The following is a 17,669-nucleotide window of genomic DNA, read 5'->3' on the forward strand; positions in this document are numbered from 1 at the left end:
TTCAGAAAAGTGGTGGGTCGTGAAGGATTCGAACCTTCGACCAATTGGTTAAAAGCCAACTGCTCTACCAACTGAGCTAACGACCCATCTTGGTTTTATCAACACTAAAGTCTTGATTGGAACAAAAGCCAACTGTCTGTTTTGAACAAGCAACTGAGCTAACGACCCATCTTAAAGCTTTCAGAATAATTGAAGTCTATAAATAGTATTCAATCAATCTGTCATCAAAATAAGTTAATCTAACTCATTCAAATGACCCCAGAACGTCGCTCCGTTCTGAGGGCGCCTATAATACCTTTTTCATTTGCTCATGCAAGCGCAATTTAGCGTTTTTTTGCCGTTTGCACTAAAAACAAACTAAGAGGCTGTTTTTAGGTTAAATTAGGGTTACAACGCAGACAATTGTTGCTGTGCTAAACGTGCCGACGCACTATTTGTGTATTCTTTAAGCACTCGATTGTAAAAAGTAGTTGCGGTAGCTTTATCACCTTCTTTTTCAGCAATCATGCCTAACTTAACTAAACTATCACCACGCTTATTAGAATTAGGATATTTAGTGACCACAGCATCAAAAGCTTGCTTCGCTTCAGTAAAGGTACCTTTATTAAACAACAGTTGCCCTAACCAATAATTTGCATTTGCTGCATAAGTGGAATCAGGGTATTGCTTAATAAAATTACTAAAGGCAGGAATAGCCTCATCGTACTTACGTTCTTTAAGCACTAAATTCACCGCTTGCTCGTAACTTGCAGTTTCACCTAAGCTAGATGGGCCTGCTGAAGCGGCATTATTTTCAGCAACGGTAACCGTAGTCGCCGCTGCACTAGCTGATAAATTAGCAATTTCTTCATACAACTGACGTTGACGCTGTAACATTTGACTAATTTGATAGTCTTGCTGCTCAGTAATGCCTCGCAAATCTAATACTTCACGTTGCAAAGTATCTAAACGCTGCTGCGCTTCAAATTCCGTTTGTTGTTTTGCTTTAATGATACGCTCGAGACGAGATATACGATCGTCATTTGAACCACCAGCAAGATCTTGCACCGGTGCTGGCGCAGCAGTGGCACCAGCAGCAAAAAACATTGCAGCAAATAAAACAGCATGTTTCATCAATAAACTCCTAAACTGGCCAGCAAGTGCTGGCCTTCCTATTACGTCAGCTCAACCGCGATGATTAGTAAACTAAAACACCACGACGGTTTTTAGCAAAGCCACTCTCGCTACGAGAGAAATCTAATGGCTTTTCTTCACCATAACTAACAACACTCATTTGACTTGGCTGTACACCCATACCTTGAAGGTATTTCGCAATGGCTTTTGCACGTCTTTCACCTAAAGCAATGTTGTATTCAGGTGTACCACGCTCATCGGCATGACCTTCGATTAATACGCGAACATTTGGATGCTCAACTAAGTAATTGCCATGAGCTTGAATAATGGCAGCGTTTTCGCTTTGTACTTCACTGCGGTCAAAATCAAAATAAATGATATTTTGAGCGCGTAATTCTTCTTGCTCTACGCGTTGTTGCTCTTCAGGCGTTAAGATTGGTGCAACGCCTCCTGTTTCAACACCACCAGAACCGTATTCACCGCCAGTAGTTGTGGTTGAGCCACTTGTAGAACCACTTGCATCGGTTTCAGATTCTGAAGTTGTGCTACATGCACCTAATGCCATAACAGGTACAACAACTAACATAGCTTTAAACAACTTATTCAGATTCATTGGAAATCCTTATTAATATTATAAAAATGGTGACCAGGCTGGTGATTTAACTTCACCTTGACCTGCGGGTAATCTTGCTTTAAATCGTCCATCCATAGACACCGCAGCGAGCACTTGCTTGCCTTGGTGTGTAGTACCATAGATAACCATGGTGCCATTTGGTGCAATACTTGGCGACTCATCAAGGGTCGTTGATGTCAGCACTTGCATAAAACGGGTTTGCAAGTCCATTCGTGCAATATTGTATTTCCCGTTAGTACGGTTTACAAAAATCATACTGCGACCATCTGGAGTGATCGTGCCACCTAAGTTCCACTCGCCTTCAAAGGTCATACGTGAAATTTTACCTGTGCTGAGTTTCACTTGGTAAATTTGCGGTTTTCCGCCGCGCTCAGAGGTAAAAATAAGTGATTCTCCATCTGGCATCCACGATGCTTCAGTATCGATAGCATAATGATTAGTAATACGCTTTATCGCTTTACTGGCAATATCGATTACGTAAATTTCAGGCTGCCCATCTTTAGATAGGGTCACAGCAAGCTTTTTACCATCTGGAGAGAAACTCGGTGCGCCATTAATCCCCTGATGAGAACTGACTTTAGTACGCTCTTGGGTATAAATATCTTGCACAAAGATTTCCGCTTTACGGTTTTCAAAGCTCACATAAGCTAAACGTCTGCCATCAGGTGACCAACTTGGTGACATTAATGGCTCAGGCGAGCGAAGTAACATTTGCTCGTTATAACCATCATAGTCGGCAATCATCAAATGGTAAGGAGATTTTTCACCTTGTTTAACTACAACATAAGCGACTCGACTTAAAAATGCCCCGCGAATACCGGTTAATTTTTCATAAACAATGTCACTAATGCGGTGACCATATTGTCTAAACTGTGCTTCACTGATAACAGTTTCACGGCTCTCAAGCAGAAGCTCACTGTTTTTCATTGGGCCTTTATCAGTTTGTAGCTGGGCTTTGACTAAATCAATCAGATCAAAACTCACCAAATATTGATTGGTGCCATAAGGCTTAATTGAGCCCACTAATAACGCTTCAGATGCCGTTGAATTCCACACTTGAGAGGTAAACTCTTTCACAGTGCTGATATTTGCTTGCGGTAAACTGCGCGCATCAAGCGGACTAAATGTGCCACTGCGAGCTAAGTCACTGGTCACCACATCGCTGATACGCTCAGGTGCAGGCCCAGTGCCTTGCCATACAAACGGCATAACCGCGATAGGTCTTGCAGCATCAACACCTTCAGTAATAACGATATCTAATGCAGCATTCGCACTGCTACTTACAAGTACTACAAATAGTGTTAACCATTTTGCCAAAATCTTCATGTGACCCCTTTAATTAAATTCCGGTGATACGGTTAAATTAATTTCTTTCATTTTGTTATACACATCAGCTTCAGAAGAAACTGGTAACCGCCCTGCTTTATTTATCGCAGCTTTCGCTGCACGACAAACAACTTGATCGCCACTTAATGTTTGACTCGCGGTAACAAAGCCATCTGGCGCTAATCGAATTAACACACGGCAACTTTTACCACGCATTGACTCATCAACAACCAAATTACGTTGGATGGTTGATTTAATCATCGCGGTATACTTGTTTACCTCAGATACAACCTGCTTATTACGGGTTGCAGATAAGGCAACTTGCTCAGCAGCCATCGCATCGGCCATTTCTTTTTCCTGGCGAGCTCGTTCAGCTTCTTCGGCTTTACGCTTACGTTCTGCTTCTTCTTTACGTTTTCTGTCTTCTTCACGCTTTTTAGCCGCTGCCGCTTCTTCACGCTGACGCTTTTCTTCAGCTTTTTTCTCTGCAGCTATACGCTCAGCTTCTTGCTGTTTACGAAGTTCGGCGGCCTTTTCTGCTTTGGCTTTTTCTGCAGCTTCTTTTTGCTGCGCAGCCTTAGCGGCATTATTGGCTTTTATGGTTTCTTGCTCTTTTTGCTTACGTTGAATTTCAAGCTGCTTAATACGCTCTTGTTCTTTTCGCACTTCTTCTCTAGCTTTGCGCGCTTGTCTATCAATTTCAGCTTGACGTTGTTTTTCTTTTCGCTCGGCATCGCTTCGTTGTTGTTTAAGTTTTTCAGCATGGTCATTAATGCGCTGCTGTTCAACCACAACGGCCTGCACAATGGGTTCGGATTGGGTTTGTGGTAAATGTTTAGGTTTATCTTCAAAACTAATGCCTAAAGCAAGCACCACGATAACACCAATATGAATGCCGGCAGAAATAACAACGGGTAAAGTTAATTCAGATTTAACAGCCACTAAACTACTCCTCTGGCGAATCAGTCATTAAGCCCACCGCAGGTACACCAGCACCTTGTAAACTGACCATGAGTTGAATCACGTTTTCATATGCAATGCGACGGTCAGCTTTTACTACAACTGGTCTTTCTGGCTCAAGCTGGATCATTGCGCCCACTTGCACTGAAATTTCATCCAAGGAGAGTGGATCGTTATTTGATCCGCTACCCACATTAAGAAAATATTCACCAAACTCATCAATAGAGGCAACAATAGGCGGTTTGCTTTCTGCCGATAATGGTTCAGCTTTGCCTTGAGGTAGTTCCACCTTTACGCCTTGTGAAACAATTGGCGCTGTCACCATAAAAATAATAAGCAGCACCAACATTACGTCGATATAAGGTACAACATTAATTTCGGCAACTGGACGGCGGCGCTTACGTTGATACATTACACCGATTCCTTCTCGCTGTAGGCTTGGCGTTGTAATATGTTAGAAAATTCTTCCATAAAGTTAACGTGGGCCATTTCAAGTTTTTCTACTTGTGTCGAGAAACGGTTATAGGCAATAACAGCTGGAATCGCAGCAAATAACCCCATAGCGGTCGCGATCAAAGCTTCAGCAATACCCGGTGCTACCATAGTTAAAGTGGCATTTTCTACTGTGCCCAATGCAATAAATGAATTCATAATGCCCCATACTGTACCGAACAGGCCGATATAAGGACTGGTTGAACCGATTGTGGCTAATAAAGGTAAATGAGTATCAAGTTTTTCAACTTCACGGGATAAACTGACTCGCATCGCCCTAGATGTGCCGTCCATAACCGCTTCAGGAGACTTACTGTTTGCTGAGCTTAAGCGTGAGTACTCTTTAAAGCCTGCGACAAATAATGCTTCAAGGCCAGTCAATGATTCGCCGCGAATTGACAACTCTTTGTAAAGTTTATTCAAATCCACACCAGACCAAAAAGTATCTTCAAATTTTATTGATTTAGCGCGGGCTGAGTTGAGCAATTTACGGCGCTGAATGATTACCGCCCACGAGGCAATAGATAAACATAATAAGGTTAGCATCACTAACTTAACGAGAAGACTTGCCTCTAGAAAAAGACCGATAAAAGAAATTTCAGCTTGCACGATTAAACTCCTGCACAATATTGGATGGAATAGCCCTAGGTCTCATTCGAGATAAAGCAATACAAGCGACAACAATAGTGGCTTCACAATAGCTAACACCATTATCATCTAGCAATCGCTGTTTAAATATCAGCGAGGCTTTTTTTAATTCTGTGAGCTCAGATTCAACAATTAAGTTCTGCTCGAATCTTGCAGCAACTTTAAAGTCTAGCTCAGCATGTTTCACCACAAAAGCAATGTCATCAGCTAACAATTCAGTTTGCTTTATTCCCATAGCTTTTAACCACTCAGTGCGAGCACGTTCGAAAAAGTTTAAATAATTCGAATGATAAACAACACCACCAGCATCGGTGTCTTCATAATAAATAGAAATAGGCCATGTAAACATAATTAGCGATTGTGAATTTTGCGTAATAAAAGATGGCTTACTATACCGAGTACCACCACGCTTGTGAACAAAGCGACCTAGCAAAACGGTGATTATTTTAGGGTTTAAGACTTAATTTGGCATTAAAATATGGCTTTTGCAGAGATATTGGCGGCAAATGAATAAAGTTTAATGTTAGCACCTTTTGCAGTTACATTTAGGTAACATAAAAATTGAGATTAACATCATGAATAAGCTGTAAATCTAGGCCTTTCAAGATATTAATCTCAACATAAATTATCACTAATGAATTTTGGCCGGAATAGCTAAACCAAAACTGTGCCACAAGAAACTGTATATATCCGCAGCTTCATCAATTTTCATGGCAGTAGGTTTACCAGAGCCATGACCAGCATTGGATTCAATACGCATAATCACCGGCTTGTCTGCTTGTTGATGTTTTTGCATCATCGCAGCAAATTTAAAGCTATGCAGTGGCACAACGCGGTCATCATGATCTGCTGTCATCACCATAGTGGCAGGATAATCTCCTGGTTTGACATTATGATACGGAGAGTATGCTAATAATGCAGGGAATTGCTCAGCCACATCGGCGCTGCCATATTCACTGACCCAGGCCCAACCTATGGTAAACTTCTGAAAACGCAGCATATCGAGCACACCGACCGCTGGCAGTACTGCGGCAAATAAATCAGGTCGCTGTGTTAATACCGCGCCCATCAATAAACCACCATTACTGCGACCATAAGCACCTAACTTTGATTTGTTGGTGTAACCATTATCAATCAGGTATTCCGCAGCAGCGTAATAGTCATCAAACACATTCTGCTTTTTATCGAACATGCCTGCTTGATGCCAACTTTCGCCATATTCTGCCCCGCCGCGGATATTGGGAACGGCATATATTCCGCCCATATCAAGCCAGGCAATATTTGCAGGGCTAAAACGTGGTGTCATCGAAATCGAAAAGCCACCATAGGCATAGAGCAGTGTTGGGTTGTCGCCATTAAGGCTTACCCCTTTTTTATAAGACACCATCATTGGAATACGGGTGCCATCTTTACTGGAATAAAACACTTGCTCAGAAACGTAGTCATCGGGATTAAACGAAACTTTAGGCTGATTATATAAACTGGTTTCACCGCTTCTAAAATCAAACTTATAAATCGTTTGCGGTTGCACATAGCTATTGAAGGCAAAATAAAAATAATCTTTACTGCGTTTTCCGTATGGGCCTAAAACACGCCCTTTACCTGGAAGCGCAACATCTTGCCTTTTGGTGCCATTTAAACCGTATATCGATACTTTACCTAATACATCATGTAGGTAACTCACTACAAAGTTATCATGGACAATCGCAATATCGTTAATGGGATCGCTAGACTCAGGGATAATGGTTTGCCAATGGGCTTTTTCTGGGCGATTAATATTTATCTCAATGACTTTTCCATTTGGCGCATCTAAATCTGTCTTAAAATAGAAGTGCTCTTCATCATTACCAAGGAAAACATATTGAGCTTCTAAATCGGTGATTAACTCAACCACTTTAGCATCAGCAGATTGCAGTGACTTATAGAAGAACCGATTGCGGCTATCAGTGCCTTGAGTGACAGTTAATAATAAGTAGTCACCCTTTTCGGTTATTTCAGCTCCAAAGCCCCAATCTTTGTTTTGTGGTCGCTCATAAATAAGTATATCTTCAGCTTGCTGGGTACCAATTTTGTGGTAATACACTTTTTGATTAAAATTGACATCAGCCAGTGCATCGCCACCGACTGGTGCATCATAGCGAGAATAATAAACACCTTGGTTATTGGCGTCCCACGTGGCGGTTGAAAACTTAATCCACTCCAATTTATCGACCAGCGCTGCGCCAGAGGCAATATCAATGAACTGCCATTGCTGCCAGTCAGATCCAGATTTTGAAACGCCGTAGGCCAGTGTTTTACCGTCATTACTGACAGAAACACCAGATAGCGCAACGGTACCGTTTTCAGAAAGTGTATTGGGGTTAAGTAATTCTTTGGAATTGCCATCTTTGTCAGTTACATACAACACAGACTGTGACTGCAAGCCGTCATTTTGATAGAAAAAAGTATTTGAGCCATGTTCAAATGGCGCTGACACTTTCTCAAAATTCCATAACGCTGTTATGCGATCAACCACAGCTTGCTTATTGTTAATGTTATTTAAATACTGACTACCAAAATCTTGTTGTTGTTTAACCCACTGTTCAGTTTCTGGCGTATTTTGCTCTAAATGTCTGAAAGGATCGGCAACACTCACACCGTGTAGTGTTTCAACTAAATCTTGTTCGACTATATTTGGATAAGAATATTTAGTGGTACTTGTGACTTGTTCTACCGTGGAGTCTGGTGCGTGTTGACAACCAGCAAGTACAGTTCCAAGGACAATGGAGAGTAGTGAACCCTGTAATAAGGGCATTTTTATTATCATTTTTAAGCAACCTTCTTTTGCATTGTGGCTTCATGCCTGAAAGTAATATACCTCAAAATATAATTATTGCGACAATCTGTATTTATTTAGTGATTACAAGACTATTTCATAGGCTTATCACAAGATTATTTATAATAAAAATAAGTAGCCAGATACTTTAATTGAATAACTTAACAATTGATTATCATCAAATCTTGGGCGTTTACGACTAAATATGCACACTAGATGATTATTAATTTACTTATTGCGCTTTTAGTTCATAAATGGGTGCTTAAGCGCTAAAGTCCAATCAAAAGTAGCATTAGTTTTTTTAATGCGAAGATGGAATTTTTCTAGTTTGTCAGCTTAGAGCAAAGTCTCTAATATATGCCTTGTTTTCAGGACATAGCTTATTAAGTTGACATAGCTTACTGAGTTATAGAAAACCAAGAACTTCTAGTTGATGTATCCCAATACCTCAACTTATCCCTGGTTCTTATGCTTGACTTCCTTCCTTGAATTTGTGAATACAAATTTTTTGCCCACTTTATTAAGTGGGCTTTTTTTTGCCTGTTTTTCGAGAATAAGACACAAATAGTAGAGACAAAAAAGGCCTAATCACCTGACTAAGCCAATTAGACAATTTATCATCTGTAGCTTAAATCGTTTTAGAAATTTTAATCACGACTCGACGGTTGCGATCTCTTTCTTCTGAAAGTTGATTCGATGCCACATGGCGTCTTTCACCATGACCGGTTTTATGAATTCTGCTTTGCTCAATACCACTGGCAACTAATAAATCGGCCACAGAATCGGCACGTCTATCCGATACCCTTTGGTTAACCGAACGCCCACCATAACTATCGGTATAAGCGTCAACAAACACTAGCTCAACATCAGGGTCATAAGATAAGTATTCCTGCACTCGGTTTAATTGATGCTTAGAGAAGCGGGTTAATGCCGTGCCGCCTGCTTCATAATTAAGTACAGTAAATGCGATATCGTCAAAACTATAAGGTAATAGCGTGGACAAACAAGAGCGGAATTGACGATATTCGCCACCAAAATTAGCTGCTGATAACCCTACCTCGACTTTATCGGTACGGTTGTACCAATCAGCATAATAAAATGTCGGCTGCATGCCTTTACTTAATTCTGTCAGCATCGACCAAGCGGCTTTACGCGGCACTTCACCGTTAAACTGCTTATGGTAGGTTAAGGTGGTGATCTCTTTTGCATTAACGCCAGGTCGCCATTGGGGCGCTTTACTGATCAGCTGCGCCTCGGTGATTTGATCGGGTTTATTCCACATATCAAGACTAAAATTCAAATTTAAGTCTTTACCTGCACGACTCGTGAAAATAGCTTTGCCGTATGCAGGGATGTCATGTTCAAGCCGGCACTCTATCGGGCTACTTTCGCTTAGACGCCACATCGAGTCATCAAGAGACGCAACATATTGTTGTAAATCAGCTTGTGCTGAAGATACAAAACAAAAACTGCTTACTAAAAGTAATTTACGCCACATAAAAACATCCCGATTGCTGGTCACATAATTTTTATCGGCAGTATTTAATTTTTCTTTAGCAGAATTATTCGCCGATCAAACATGACACCGAGGCGCAGTTTTAGCATAATAGCCGCCAGAATGAAGAATGAGGTTTTTAATGAGCGATATCTGCGACGCAAACAAATTCAAACACCGCTTTAGAGGTTACTTCCCTGTAGTTATCGATGTCGAGACTGCGGGATTTAATGCTGCAACTGATGCGTTGCTAGAAATAGCTGTCACCACCCTTAAAATGAATGATGATGGTGTGATTGAATTGGATAAAACCATTCACTTTCATATCGAGCCTTTTGAAGGTGCCAATCTTGAACCTGAAGCCTTAGCCTTTAATGGGATTGATCCAACCAATCCATTACGTGGTGCTATTGACGAAAAACAAGCATTTCTAGAAATCTTCAAAATGGTTAAAAAAGCGCAAAAAGCGGCTGACTGTCATCGCTGTATTATCGTTGCCCATAATGCGGCATTTGATATTGGCTTTGTAAATAAAGCCATTGAGCGCAATGATTTAAAACGTTCACCATTCCACCCTTTTGCGACCTTTGACACCGCAACCCTTGCAGGTCTTGCTATTGGTCATACGGTATTAGCCAAAGCCTGTAAAATGGCCGGCATTGATTTTGATAACAAAGAAGCACATTCCGCCTTATATGATACTGAACGTACTGCAGAACTTTTTTGTTATATCGTCAATAGATGGAAAGCGTTAGGTGGCTGGCCTATGCCAGTTGCAGAAGACACTGAAGACGCTTCAGCAGGGCCTGAGACAAATGCAGCCGTTGTGACAAACTCTGAAACTTAATGAAGATTCAATTGAGCCGTTATCACAACTATAGCGGCTTAAATAAAGACAACATCTTGGGTTAACACACCCTAAAAACAAAAAAGCTGCCATTGGCAGCTTTTTTAATCTAATTCGCTAAAAACTTAAAGCTGCTCAGAATTATCTTTTAAGTAAGAAGCAACACCTTCAGTAGTTGCAGTCATACCCTTGTCGCCTTTTTCCCAGCCAGCAGGACAAACTTCACCGTGCTCTTCGTGGAATTGTAATGCATCGATCATACGTAGCATTTCATCAACGTTACGACCTAGTGGTAGATCGTTAACAACTTGATGGCGTACTTGACCTTCTTTGTCGATTAAGAAAGACGCACGGAAAGCAACACCAGCTTCTGGATGCTCAACATCGTAAGCTTTACAGATTTCGTGTTTAACGTCAGCAACTAGCGTGTAGTTAACTTCACCAATACCGCCTTTATCTACTGAAGTATTTCTCCAAGCGTTGTGTGAGAACTGAGAGTCAATTGAAACACCAATAACTTCAACACCGCGTTTAGTGAATTCTTCAATACGGTGATCAAATGCGATCAACTCAGAAGGACACACGAAAGTGAAATCAAGTGGGTAAAAGAAAACAACAGCTTGCTTACCTTTGATAGCAGTCGCTAGGTTGAAGCTATCAACGATTTCACCAGTACCAAGAACCGCAGCGGCAGTAAAATCTGGGGCCGGACGGCCTACTAATACGCTCATTTTATATCTCCATCTATGGATTGAAAAAAATTTAAAACAATGCCTGTTAATCTGGATGGCATTATACCCGAACTGCAGCAATATGCGAGATAGCTCGCATTAATGCATACCTAAATAGATATATTGTTCTCATATTTGAGCTATACCTTACCCGTTATTGATAAAAGAGATAAGCCCTTTATGCTGAAAAGTATTTCAGCTGCTGATAAATGCTCCATATTAAAAAGATTCTGTGACATAAAGAATAAAAATAACATCCTTACAAGCCTTGTTACAAGAATCATAAACCCCAATCACAAGCAGGCAAAACATTTAAACTCGTTAGAGATAAACTGGACATGTATACCTATACAGATAAGAATAAGATCAGAATAATTATCTAAAACACAACTCAATAAGAATTAATTAATATGAATGCCGTCGTAATTGCTGTCACCTTAATGCTTGCATTAAGTCTTATGCGTGTGAATGTTGTCATCGCGCTCACCATTAGTGCCCTCGCGGCTGGCCTATTTGGTGGATTAGACATACATCAAACCATCACCGCTTTTAATAATGGTCTCGGTGGCGGAGCGCAAATTGCGTTAAGTTATGCACTTTTAGGTGCCTTTGCTGCTGCACTGTCACACTCAGGGTTAACCACGCTCATTTCCCACAACATCATTAGAAAAGTGGGAAAAGAACCAAACAGCACCAATACCTTAGTCGTTCGTTGGTTGATCTTAGCGTCAATATTAATCATGGCCATTAGCTCGCAAAATATTTTGCCTATTCATATCGCCTTTATTCCGATTCTAATTCCGCCACTATTACATGTATTAAGTAAGCTCAACATTGATCGCCGCTTAGTGGCTTGTATCATCACTTTTGGCTTAGTAACCACCTACATGATTTTACCCATTGGTTTTGGTGGCATTTTCTTAAATGACATCTTGTTAGCTAATTTGAACAATAATGGCCTTGGCGCAGTTAAAGAGCAAATTCCAATGGCAATGATGCTACCCGCTCTGGGGATGATCACTGGCTTATTAATAGCGGTATTTATCACTTACCGTAAACCACGTCAGTATGAAATTAAAGATGTCGAGTCCACTGAAAAAGCAGTGAGTATCAACAAGAAAACTATCGTTATTTCTTTGTTCGCCATTTTTGCAACCTTAGTGGTGCAGCTACAAACCGATTCAATGATTTTTGGCGCCTTGACGGGTTTCCTCATTTTCCGCTTCTCTGGCATCATCAAAGCGGATGTGAGACAAGATATGTTTAACCAAGGCGTGCTAATGATGGCCAATATTGGTTTTATCATGATTGCAGCTGCAGGTTTCGCTGCTGTAGTAAAATCGACTGGTGAAGTCAGCACCTTAGTAACCTCACTAGGCGATATCATTGGTGATAATAAAGCATTAGCGGCATTATTAATGCTAGTGGTAGGCTTACTTATCACTATGGGGATTGGCTCTTCTTTCTCGACGATTCCTATTATTGCTACGATTTATGTGCCATTAGCAATGACTTTTGGCTTTTCAGTGGCGGCTACAATCGCCTTGGTAGGCACAGCTGCGGCATTAGGTGATGCGGGCTCTCCTGCATCTGACTCAACCTTAGGCCCAACTGCAGGCTTAAATGCTGATGGCCAGCACGATCATATTCGTGACAGTGTTATCCCAACCTTTATTCATTACAACATTCCGTTAATTGCATTTGGTTGGATTGCAGCGATGGTTTTGTAGTTCATAAAAAAAGCAGTAAAAAGGGAGCCAATTGGCTCCCTTTTTATTGCTTAACACTGCTATTAACTTAGGTTAGTGACTAATGCTAGTAACTCATGCGAGTAACTAATGTCAGTAACTGAGGTTAATTACTTAGTACCAAATATCTTGTCACCAGCATCACCTAAACCAGGTAAAATATAACCTTGCTCATTTAGGCAGTCATCAATAGCGGCGGTATATAATTCAATATCTGGATGGGCAGCTTCTAGTGCCTTAATGCCTTCAGGGGCAGCCACAAGCACTAATGCTTTAATGGACACACAGCCACGGCTTTTTAGTAAATCGATAGTGGCGATCATTGAGCCGCCAGTAGCAAGCATTGGATCAACCACAATGGCAACGCGCTCATCAACATTACTGACTAACTTGTCAAAATATGGCACTGGCTCAAGTGTTTCTTCATCACGGTAAATACCCACAACTGAAATTTTAGCGCTTGGCATATGCTCTAAAACACCGTCCATCATGCCAAGGCCTGCACGTAGAATAGGTACCACTGTCACCTTCTTGCCTTTTATCTGCTCAATTTCAACAGGGCCGTTCCAACCAGGGATGGTCACTTTTTCAGTTTCAAAATCAGAAGTGGCTTCATAAGTTAATAAACTACCGACTTCAGTAGCAAGCTCACGAAATCTTTTAGTACTAATATCAGCTTCGCGCATTAAACCCACTTTATGGCGGATTAACGGGTGTTTAACTTCAACGACTTTCATTTTTGCACTCCTATTGATGAGATATTTTTCGCAAATTCTTCAAATCTTAGTTTATTTATCCTCATTAGAAAACATAAAGTTTCATATTTGCAGGCAATCTCACGCTAAAACAATAAAACTATTACAGAAAACTGTTTTCATGGGCGCATAAATCCAAATGATGGCTTTCGACGACGATCACAAGCTGTTAGAATATCGCCGCATAAAATCCCATAAAACGATGTACCCTAGAGGATCCTCCGTGACTACTCCTACACCACTTAGTTACAAAGACGCTGGCGTTGATATCGATGCTGGTAATGCATTAGTAGATAACATTAAAACTGCAGTAAAACGCACTCATCGTCCTGAAGTTATGGGCAATTTAGGTGGTTTTGGCGCGCTATGCGAGCTACCAACTAAATATAAACACCCTGTATTAGTTTCTGGTACTGACGGTGTTGGTACAAAACTGCGTTTAGCCATTGATTACCAAAAGCATGACACTGTCGGTGTTGATTTAGTTGCTATGTGTGTTAATGACCTAATCGTATCTGGTGCAGAGCCTTTATTCTTCCTTGATTACTACGCAACAGGCAAGCTTGATGTCGAAACAGCAACTTCAGTTGTTAATGGCATTGCAGAAGGCTGTTTTCAGTCTGGTTGTGCCTTAATTGGCGGCGAAACCGCTGAAATGCCTGGCATGTACGAAGGTGAAGATTACGATTTAGCAGGCTTTTGTGTAGGTGTTGCTGAAAAAGAAAACCTTATCGATGGTACTAAAGTAAAATCTGGCGATGCGTTAATTGCTCTGGGTTCTACAGGTCCTCATTCAAATGGTTATTCTTTAATTCGTAAAGTACTTGAAGTAAGCAAAGCTGATCCTAAGCAAGATTTAGCCGGTAAGCCGCTTATCGATCATCTGTTAGAACCAACAAGAATTTATGTTAAGCCGCTTTTAAAGCTGCTTGAACAAACAGAAGTGCATGCCATGGCTCACATCACTGGCGGCGGCTTCTGGGAAAATATTCCTCGTGTACTGCCTAATGATTGCAAAGCCGTTGTCAAAGGTGATTCTTGGCAGTGGCCTGTAGTTTTCGATTGGTTAATGGAAAACGGCAACATTGAACAATTTGAAATGTACCGCACCTTTAACTGCGGTGTAGGCATGATCATCGCCTTACCAGCAGAGCAAGTTGATGCGGCTTTAACCTTGCTACAAGCTGAAGGTGAAAACGCTTGGTTAATCGGTGAAATTGCTACTCGCCAAGGCGACGAAGAGCAAGTGGAGATTAACTAGATGACTGATTGCTGTCGTGTTCTAGTACTCATCTCTGGTAATGGTAGTAATTTACAAGCCATTATTGATGGTTGCGATGACAATGTCAGTGCTGAGGTGGTCGGCGTAATTAGTAATAAGCCTGATGCCTACGGATTAATCCGTGCGCATCAGAGTGAAATTGATACTAGCTGCATTATTGCACGCAAAGATGAAACTCGTGTCCAATATGATCAACGCCTGAAGCAAGCCATCGAGAAATATCAACCTGATTTAATTGTACTTGCTGGCTTTATGCGTATTTTATCTGATGAATTTGTTAGCCAATATCTAGGAAAGATGATCAACATCCATCCTTCTTTATTGCCTAAATACACTGGATTAAATACCCATCAAAGAGCCATAGAAGCCAAAGATGCTGAACATGGCGCCAGTGTGCACTTTGTTATTCCGCAGCTTGATGCAGGGCCTGTGATTTTGCAAGCTAAAGTACCGGTTTATGAAGAAGATGATATTGATACGCTTGCTTCACGTGTACATGAACAAGAGCATGCTATTTACCCACTGGTCGTTAAATGGTTCAGCTTACAGCGTTTAAAAATGGTGAATAACATCGCCTATTTAGATGATAAAGCGATTGGCGTTCATGGTTACGCACCTGACTAAATCACGTTAAGTTGCTAACAGCTTAAAATAAAAAATCTCGCATTGGCGAGATTTTTTGTTTAAGCACCCTTCAAGTTCAACACTAGCGAACAGGTAACGCCATACCAGCAAACATTTCATCAATTAATTGCTGGTCACGTAAAGCGACCGCTTTTTCTACCACATCACGGGTGAGATGCGGGGCGAAGTTATACATAAAGTCATACATGTAACTTCTTAAAAAGCTGCCACGCCTAAAGCCTATTTTCGTGGTGCTGTGGGCAAATAAATGGCTCGCGTCAATGGCTACCAAGTCTTTGTCAATAATGGGATCAATGGCCATAGATGCAATCACACCCACGCCTAAGCCTAATCTGACATAGGTTTTTAGCACATCTGCGCTCGTGGCACTAAATACTACTCTGGGCTCAAGTTCGGCTTTATTAAATGATTTTTCTATTTCTGAGGCTTTATCAAAGCCAAATACATAAGTCACTAACGGAAATTCAGCTAAATCTTCAATAGTTAAGGTTTTAAGATTGGCTAATGGATGATCTTTGGTCACCACCACAGAACGATTCCAGTGGTAACAAGGCAGCATGATTAAATCTGAGTATAAGTGCATCGCTTCTGTTGCAATGGCAAAGTCGGCATCACCGCGAGCAGCTTGTTCACTAATTTGCGATGGCGTACCTTGGTGCATATGTAAGTTAACTTTTGGATAGCGCTTAATAAAAGGCTTAATCACTTGCGGTAAAGCATAACGCGCCTGAGTATCAGTGGTTGCGATATTCAGCTCGCCTTGGTTAGGCTGGGTATATTCTTCTGATACTTTTTTAATGCTTTCAACTTTACCCAAAATGTCATTAGAAATATCAATAACCAACTGCCCTGCGGGGGTCACATGTGTGAGATGTTTACCACTGCGACCAAAGATTTGGATCCCTAACTCATCTTCTAGCATCCGTACTTGTTTGCTGATCCCCGGCTGAGAAGTATAAAGGTCTTCAGCGGTAGCCGAGACATTCAAGTTATGTTTTACCACTTCGGCAATATATCTTAGTTGCTGTAATTTCATGTTACGACCTTCACCCTTGCCAATCACATCTTATTTTAACCTTATAGCTAAATGTTATAGAACATCTAAAATATTAATGCAAACAGTAATAACAACATTGAGAATTTTGCATGCAATTGGTCTGTAATGCTAATCTTGACCACTGTGTCACTATTTCCACAATTTTTCGTCAGAATGTAAGACTTTTTTACGACACACACTTTGTCATAAGCTAGAATACCAGCTTAGATATTTATAAAAGTGGCAGTTAAGCCACTGTCCAATTTTATTATTGAATGGAAACCACATGACCTTTACTTTGGTACTGATCCTTATAGGTGCACTTTTTCTCCTCATCATTGGTATCAGTCTGATACAACAACAAAAAGAGCGTGCTGAAGCCGAACGCCGAATGGAATTAAAACGTCAGCGAGCCATCATTGATGAAACTGAGTCAGTACTATCCAGCACTGGCTTAGCCTCCTTTCCTAGCAGTATTATTTTGGCGTTATATAAACGCATCAATGAAGCCCTAGAGGTGTCGATTTCCTATCTAGTAAATCAGCCTCAGCAGGCGGATTACCAACGTAGACAAATTGACATTCAAGCGCAAATAACCAATTTAAATAACAATGCAATGCAAGCCTTAGCCATAGAAAACTTTCGTTTGCCTGACAATGACAAGCAAATTCTAGAATTAGTACAAATGCTTAAAAAATTGAAAGCCATTGTTCGGGCTGAAAATAATAAAGGTAAAATAGAGCCGCAGGTGTTTGCTGAAGCAGAAAGTCGAATCGACAGTTATCAGTTACGCATCAATGTTGAATCCATGCTTTCAAGAGCAAGAGCGTCTAATTCGCTAAAACAATTTGGCTCTTCTAAGCAAATGGTGTCTAAGGCGCTAGCCACACTGCAAGCCATTAAGGCGAAAACCCCGGATGACCCATTTATCACCCGCAAAGTTGACGAAGCCAAAGAATTACTCAGTGAGATAAATTCACAGCAAAAACAAGTGATCCCAGATGCGGTGAAGCCGAATAAAAATGAAGGTGATGATATTGATATGCTGTTCCAACCTAAAAAGAAGTGGTGATCACTTAACCCATTAGCTTGAAACTTTTTAAAGCCTCTTCGGAGGCTTTTTTATTAGCCGAAATATAATG

Annotated in this window: 17 protein-coding genes and 1 tRNA gene; 5 read left to right on the forward strand and 13 right to left on the reverse strand. The window is 40.9% G+C overall.

Going from position 1 to position 17,669, the window contains the following annotated elements; genetic code table 11:
• Positions 1 to 10: 10 nt before the first annotated feature.
• The 10 genes from BM739_RS02105 to BM739_RS02150 form a co-directional block, all read right to left on the reverse strand.
• Positions 11 to 86 (reverse strand) — tRNA-Lys (locus tag BM739_RS02105).
• A gap of 301 nt (positions 87 to 387) precedes the next feature.
• Positions 388 to 1,113 (reverse strand): tol-pal system protein YbgF, encoded by a 726-nt coding sequence (gene ybgF / locus BM739_RS02110; RefSeq protein WP_076536813.1) that lies wholly within the window; start codon positions 1,111 to 1,113, stop codon positions 388 to 390.
• Positions 1,114 to 1,177: 64 nt separating this feature from the next.
• Positions 1,178 to 1,726, reverse strand: a complete 549-nt coding sequence (gene pal / locus BM739_RS02115) for a peptidoglycan-associated lipoprotein Pal (protein WP_076536815.1) — start codon at positions 1,724 to 1,726, stop codon at positions 1,178 to 1,180.
• 18 nt (positions 1,727 to 1,744) lie between these two features.
• Positions 1,745 to 3,073: a Tol-Pal system beta propeller repeat protein TolB gene (gene tolB, locus BM739_RS02120; protein WP_076536817.1), complete on the reverse strand. Its 1,329-nt coding sequence runs from the start codon at positions 3,071 to 3,073 to the stop codon at positions 1,745 to 1,747.
• Positions 3,074 to 3,082: 9 nt separating this feature from the next.
• Positions 3,083 to 4,015: a cell envelope integrity protein TolA gene (gene tolA, locus BM739_RS02125; RefSeq protein ID WP_076536819.1), complete on the reverse strand. Its 933-nt coding sequence runs from the start codon at positions 4,013 to 4,015 to the stop codon at positions 3,083 to 3,085.
• 4 nt (positions 4,016 to 4,019) lie between these two features.
• The gene (gene tolR, locus BM739_RS02130) at positions 4,020 to 4,454 is read right to left on the reverse strand and encodes a protein TolR (RefSeq protein WP_102436497.1); all 435 of its coding nucleotides are present in this window, start codon (positions 4,452 to 4,454) and stop codon (positions 4,020 to 4,022) included.
• Positions 4,445 to 5,134: a protein TolQ gene (gene tolQ, locus BM739_RS02135; protein WP_076536823.1), complete on the reverse strand. Its 690-nt coding sequence runs from the start codon at positions 5,132 to 5,134 to the stop codon at positions 4,445 to 4,447. Before tolQ ends, tolR begins: the two co-directional genes overlap by 10 nt.
• Entirely contained in the window at positions 5,124 to 5,525 is a 402-nt protein-coding gene (ybgC, locus tag BM739_RS02140; protein WP_139326809.1) for a tol-pal system-associated acyl-CoA thioesterase, read from the reverse strand. The genes tolQ and ybgC overlap by 11 nt, the downstream gene beginning before the upstream one ends.
• Positions 5,526 to 5,804: 279 nt before the next feature.
• The gene (locus tag BM739_RS02145; RefSeq protein ID WP_254843446.1) at positions 5,805 to 7,967 is read right to left on the reverse strand and encodes a prolyl oligopeptidase family protein; all 2,163 of its coding nucleotides are present in this window, start codon (positions 7,965 to 7,967) and stop codon (positions 5,805 to 5,807) included.
• 649 nt (positions 7,968 to 8,616) lie between these two features.
• Positions 8,617 to 9,486, reverse strand: a complete 870-nt coding sequence (locus tag BM739_RS02150) for an OmpA family protein (protein WP_076536828.1) — start codon at positions 9,484 to 9,486, stop codon at positions 8,617 to 8,619.
• 139 nt (positions 9,487 to 9,625) lie between these two features.
• Here BM739_RS02150 and rnt point away from each other — a divergent pair, with 139 nt between their 5' ends.
• The gene (gene rnt, locus BM739_RS02155) at positions 9,626 to 10,330 is read left to right on the forward strand and encodes a ribonuclease T (RefSeq protein WP_076536830.1); all 705 of its coding nucleotides are present in this window, start codon (positions 9,626 to 9,628) and stop codon (positions 10,328 to 10,330) included.
• A gap of 125 nt (positions 10,331 to 10,455) precedes the next feature.
• Here the strand turns inward: rnt and BM739_RS02160 are convergent, their stop codons facing one another.
• On the reverse strand, positions 10,456 to 11,061 hold the full coding sequence (locus tag BM739_RS02160; protein WP_076536832.1) for a peroxiredoxin: 606 nt from the start codon (positions 11,059 to 11,061) through the stop codon (positions 10,456 to 10,458).
• 410 nt (positions 11,062 to 11,471) lie between these two features.
• On the opposite strand from BM739_RS02160, the gene BM739_RS02165 reads away from it, so the two are divergent.
• On the forward strand, positions 11,472 to 12,791 hold the full coding sequence (locus tag BM739_RS02165; RefSeq protein ID WP_076536834.1) for a Na+/H+ antiporter family protein: 1,320 nt from the start codon (positions 11,472 to 11,474) through the stop codon (positions 12,789 to 12,791).
• A 128-nt stretch (positions 12,792 to 12,919) separates the two neighbouring features.
• Here the strand turns inward: BM739_RS02165 and upp are convergent, their stop codons facing one another.
• Positions 12,920 to 13,546, reverse strand: a complete 627-nt coding sequence (gene upp, locus BM739_RS02170) for a uracil phosphoribosyltransferase (RefSeq protein WP_076536836.1) — start codon at positions 13,544 to 13,546, stop codon at positions 12,920 to 12,922.
• 241 nt (positions 13,547 to 13,787) lie between these two features.
• Between upp and purM the strand changes: the two genes are divergently transcribed.
• Both purM and purN read left to right on the forward strand, forming a co-directional pair.
• The gene (purM, locus tag BM739_RS02175) at positions 13,788 to 14,825 is read left to right on the forward strand and encodes a phosphoribosylformylglycinamidine cyclo-ligase (RefSeq protein WP_076536838.1); all 1,038 of its coding nucleotides are present in this window, start codon (positions 13,788 to 13,790) and stop codon (positions 14,823 to 14,825) included.
• Positions 14,826 to 15,470 carry a phosphoribosylglycinamide formyltransferase gene (purN, locus tag BM739_RS02180; protein ID WP_076536840.1) on the forward strand — a complete coding sequence of 215 codons (645 nt, stop codon included), beginning with the start codon at positions 14,826 to 14,828 and terminating at the stop codon, positions 15,468 to 15,470.
• A gap of 82 nt (positions 15,471 to 15,552) precedes the next feature.
• Here the strand turns inward: purN and cysB are convergent, their stop codons facing one another.
• On the reverse strand, positions 15,553 to 16,527 hold the full coding sequence (gene cysB / locus BM739_RS02185) for an HTH-type transcriptional regulator CysB (protein WP_076537318.1): 975 nt from the start codon (positions 16,525 to 16,527) through the stop codon (positions 15,553 to 15,555).
• A gap of 286 nt (positions 16,528 to 16,813) precedes the next feature.
• Between cysB and BM739_RS02190 the strand changes: the two genes are divergently transcribed.
• Positions 16,814 to 17,599, forward strand: a complete 786-nt coding sequence (locus tag BM739_RS02190; RefSeq protein WP_076536842.1) for a hypothetical protein — start codon at positions 16,814 to 16,816, stop codon at positions 17,597 to 17,599.
• Positions 17,600 to 17,669 lie beyond the last annotated feature (70 nt).

Source organism: Shewanella sp. UCD-KL21 (genome assembly GCF_001957135.1).
Classification (GTDB): Bacteria; Pseudomonadota; Gammaproteobacteria; order Enterobacterales; family Shewanellaceae; genus Shewanella.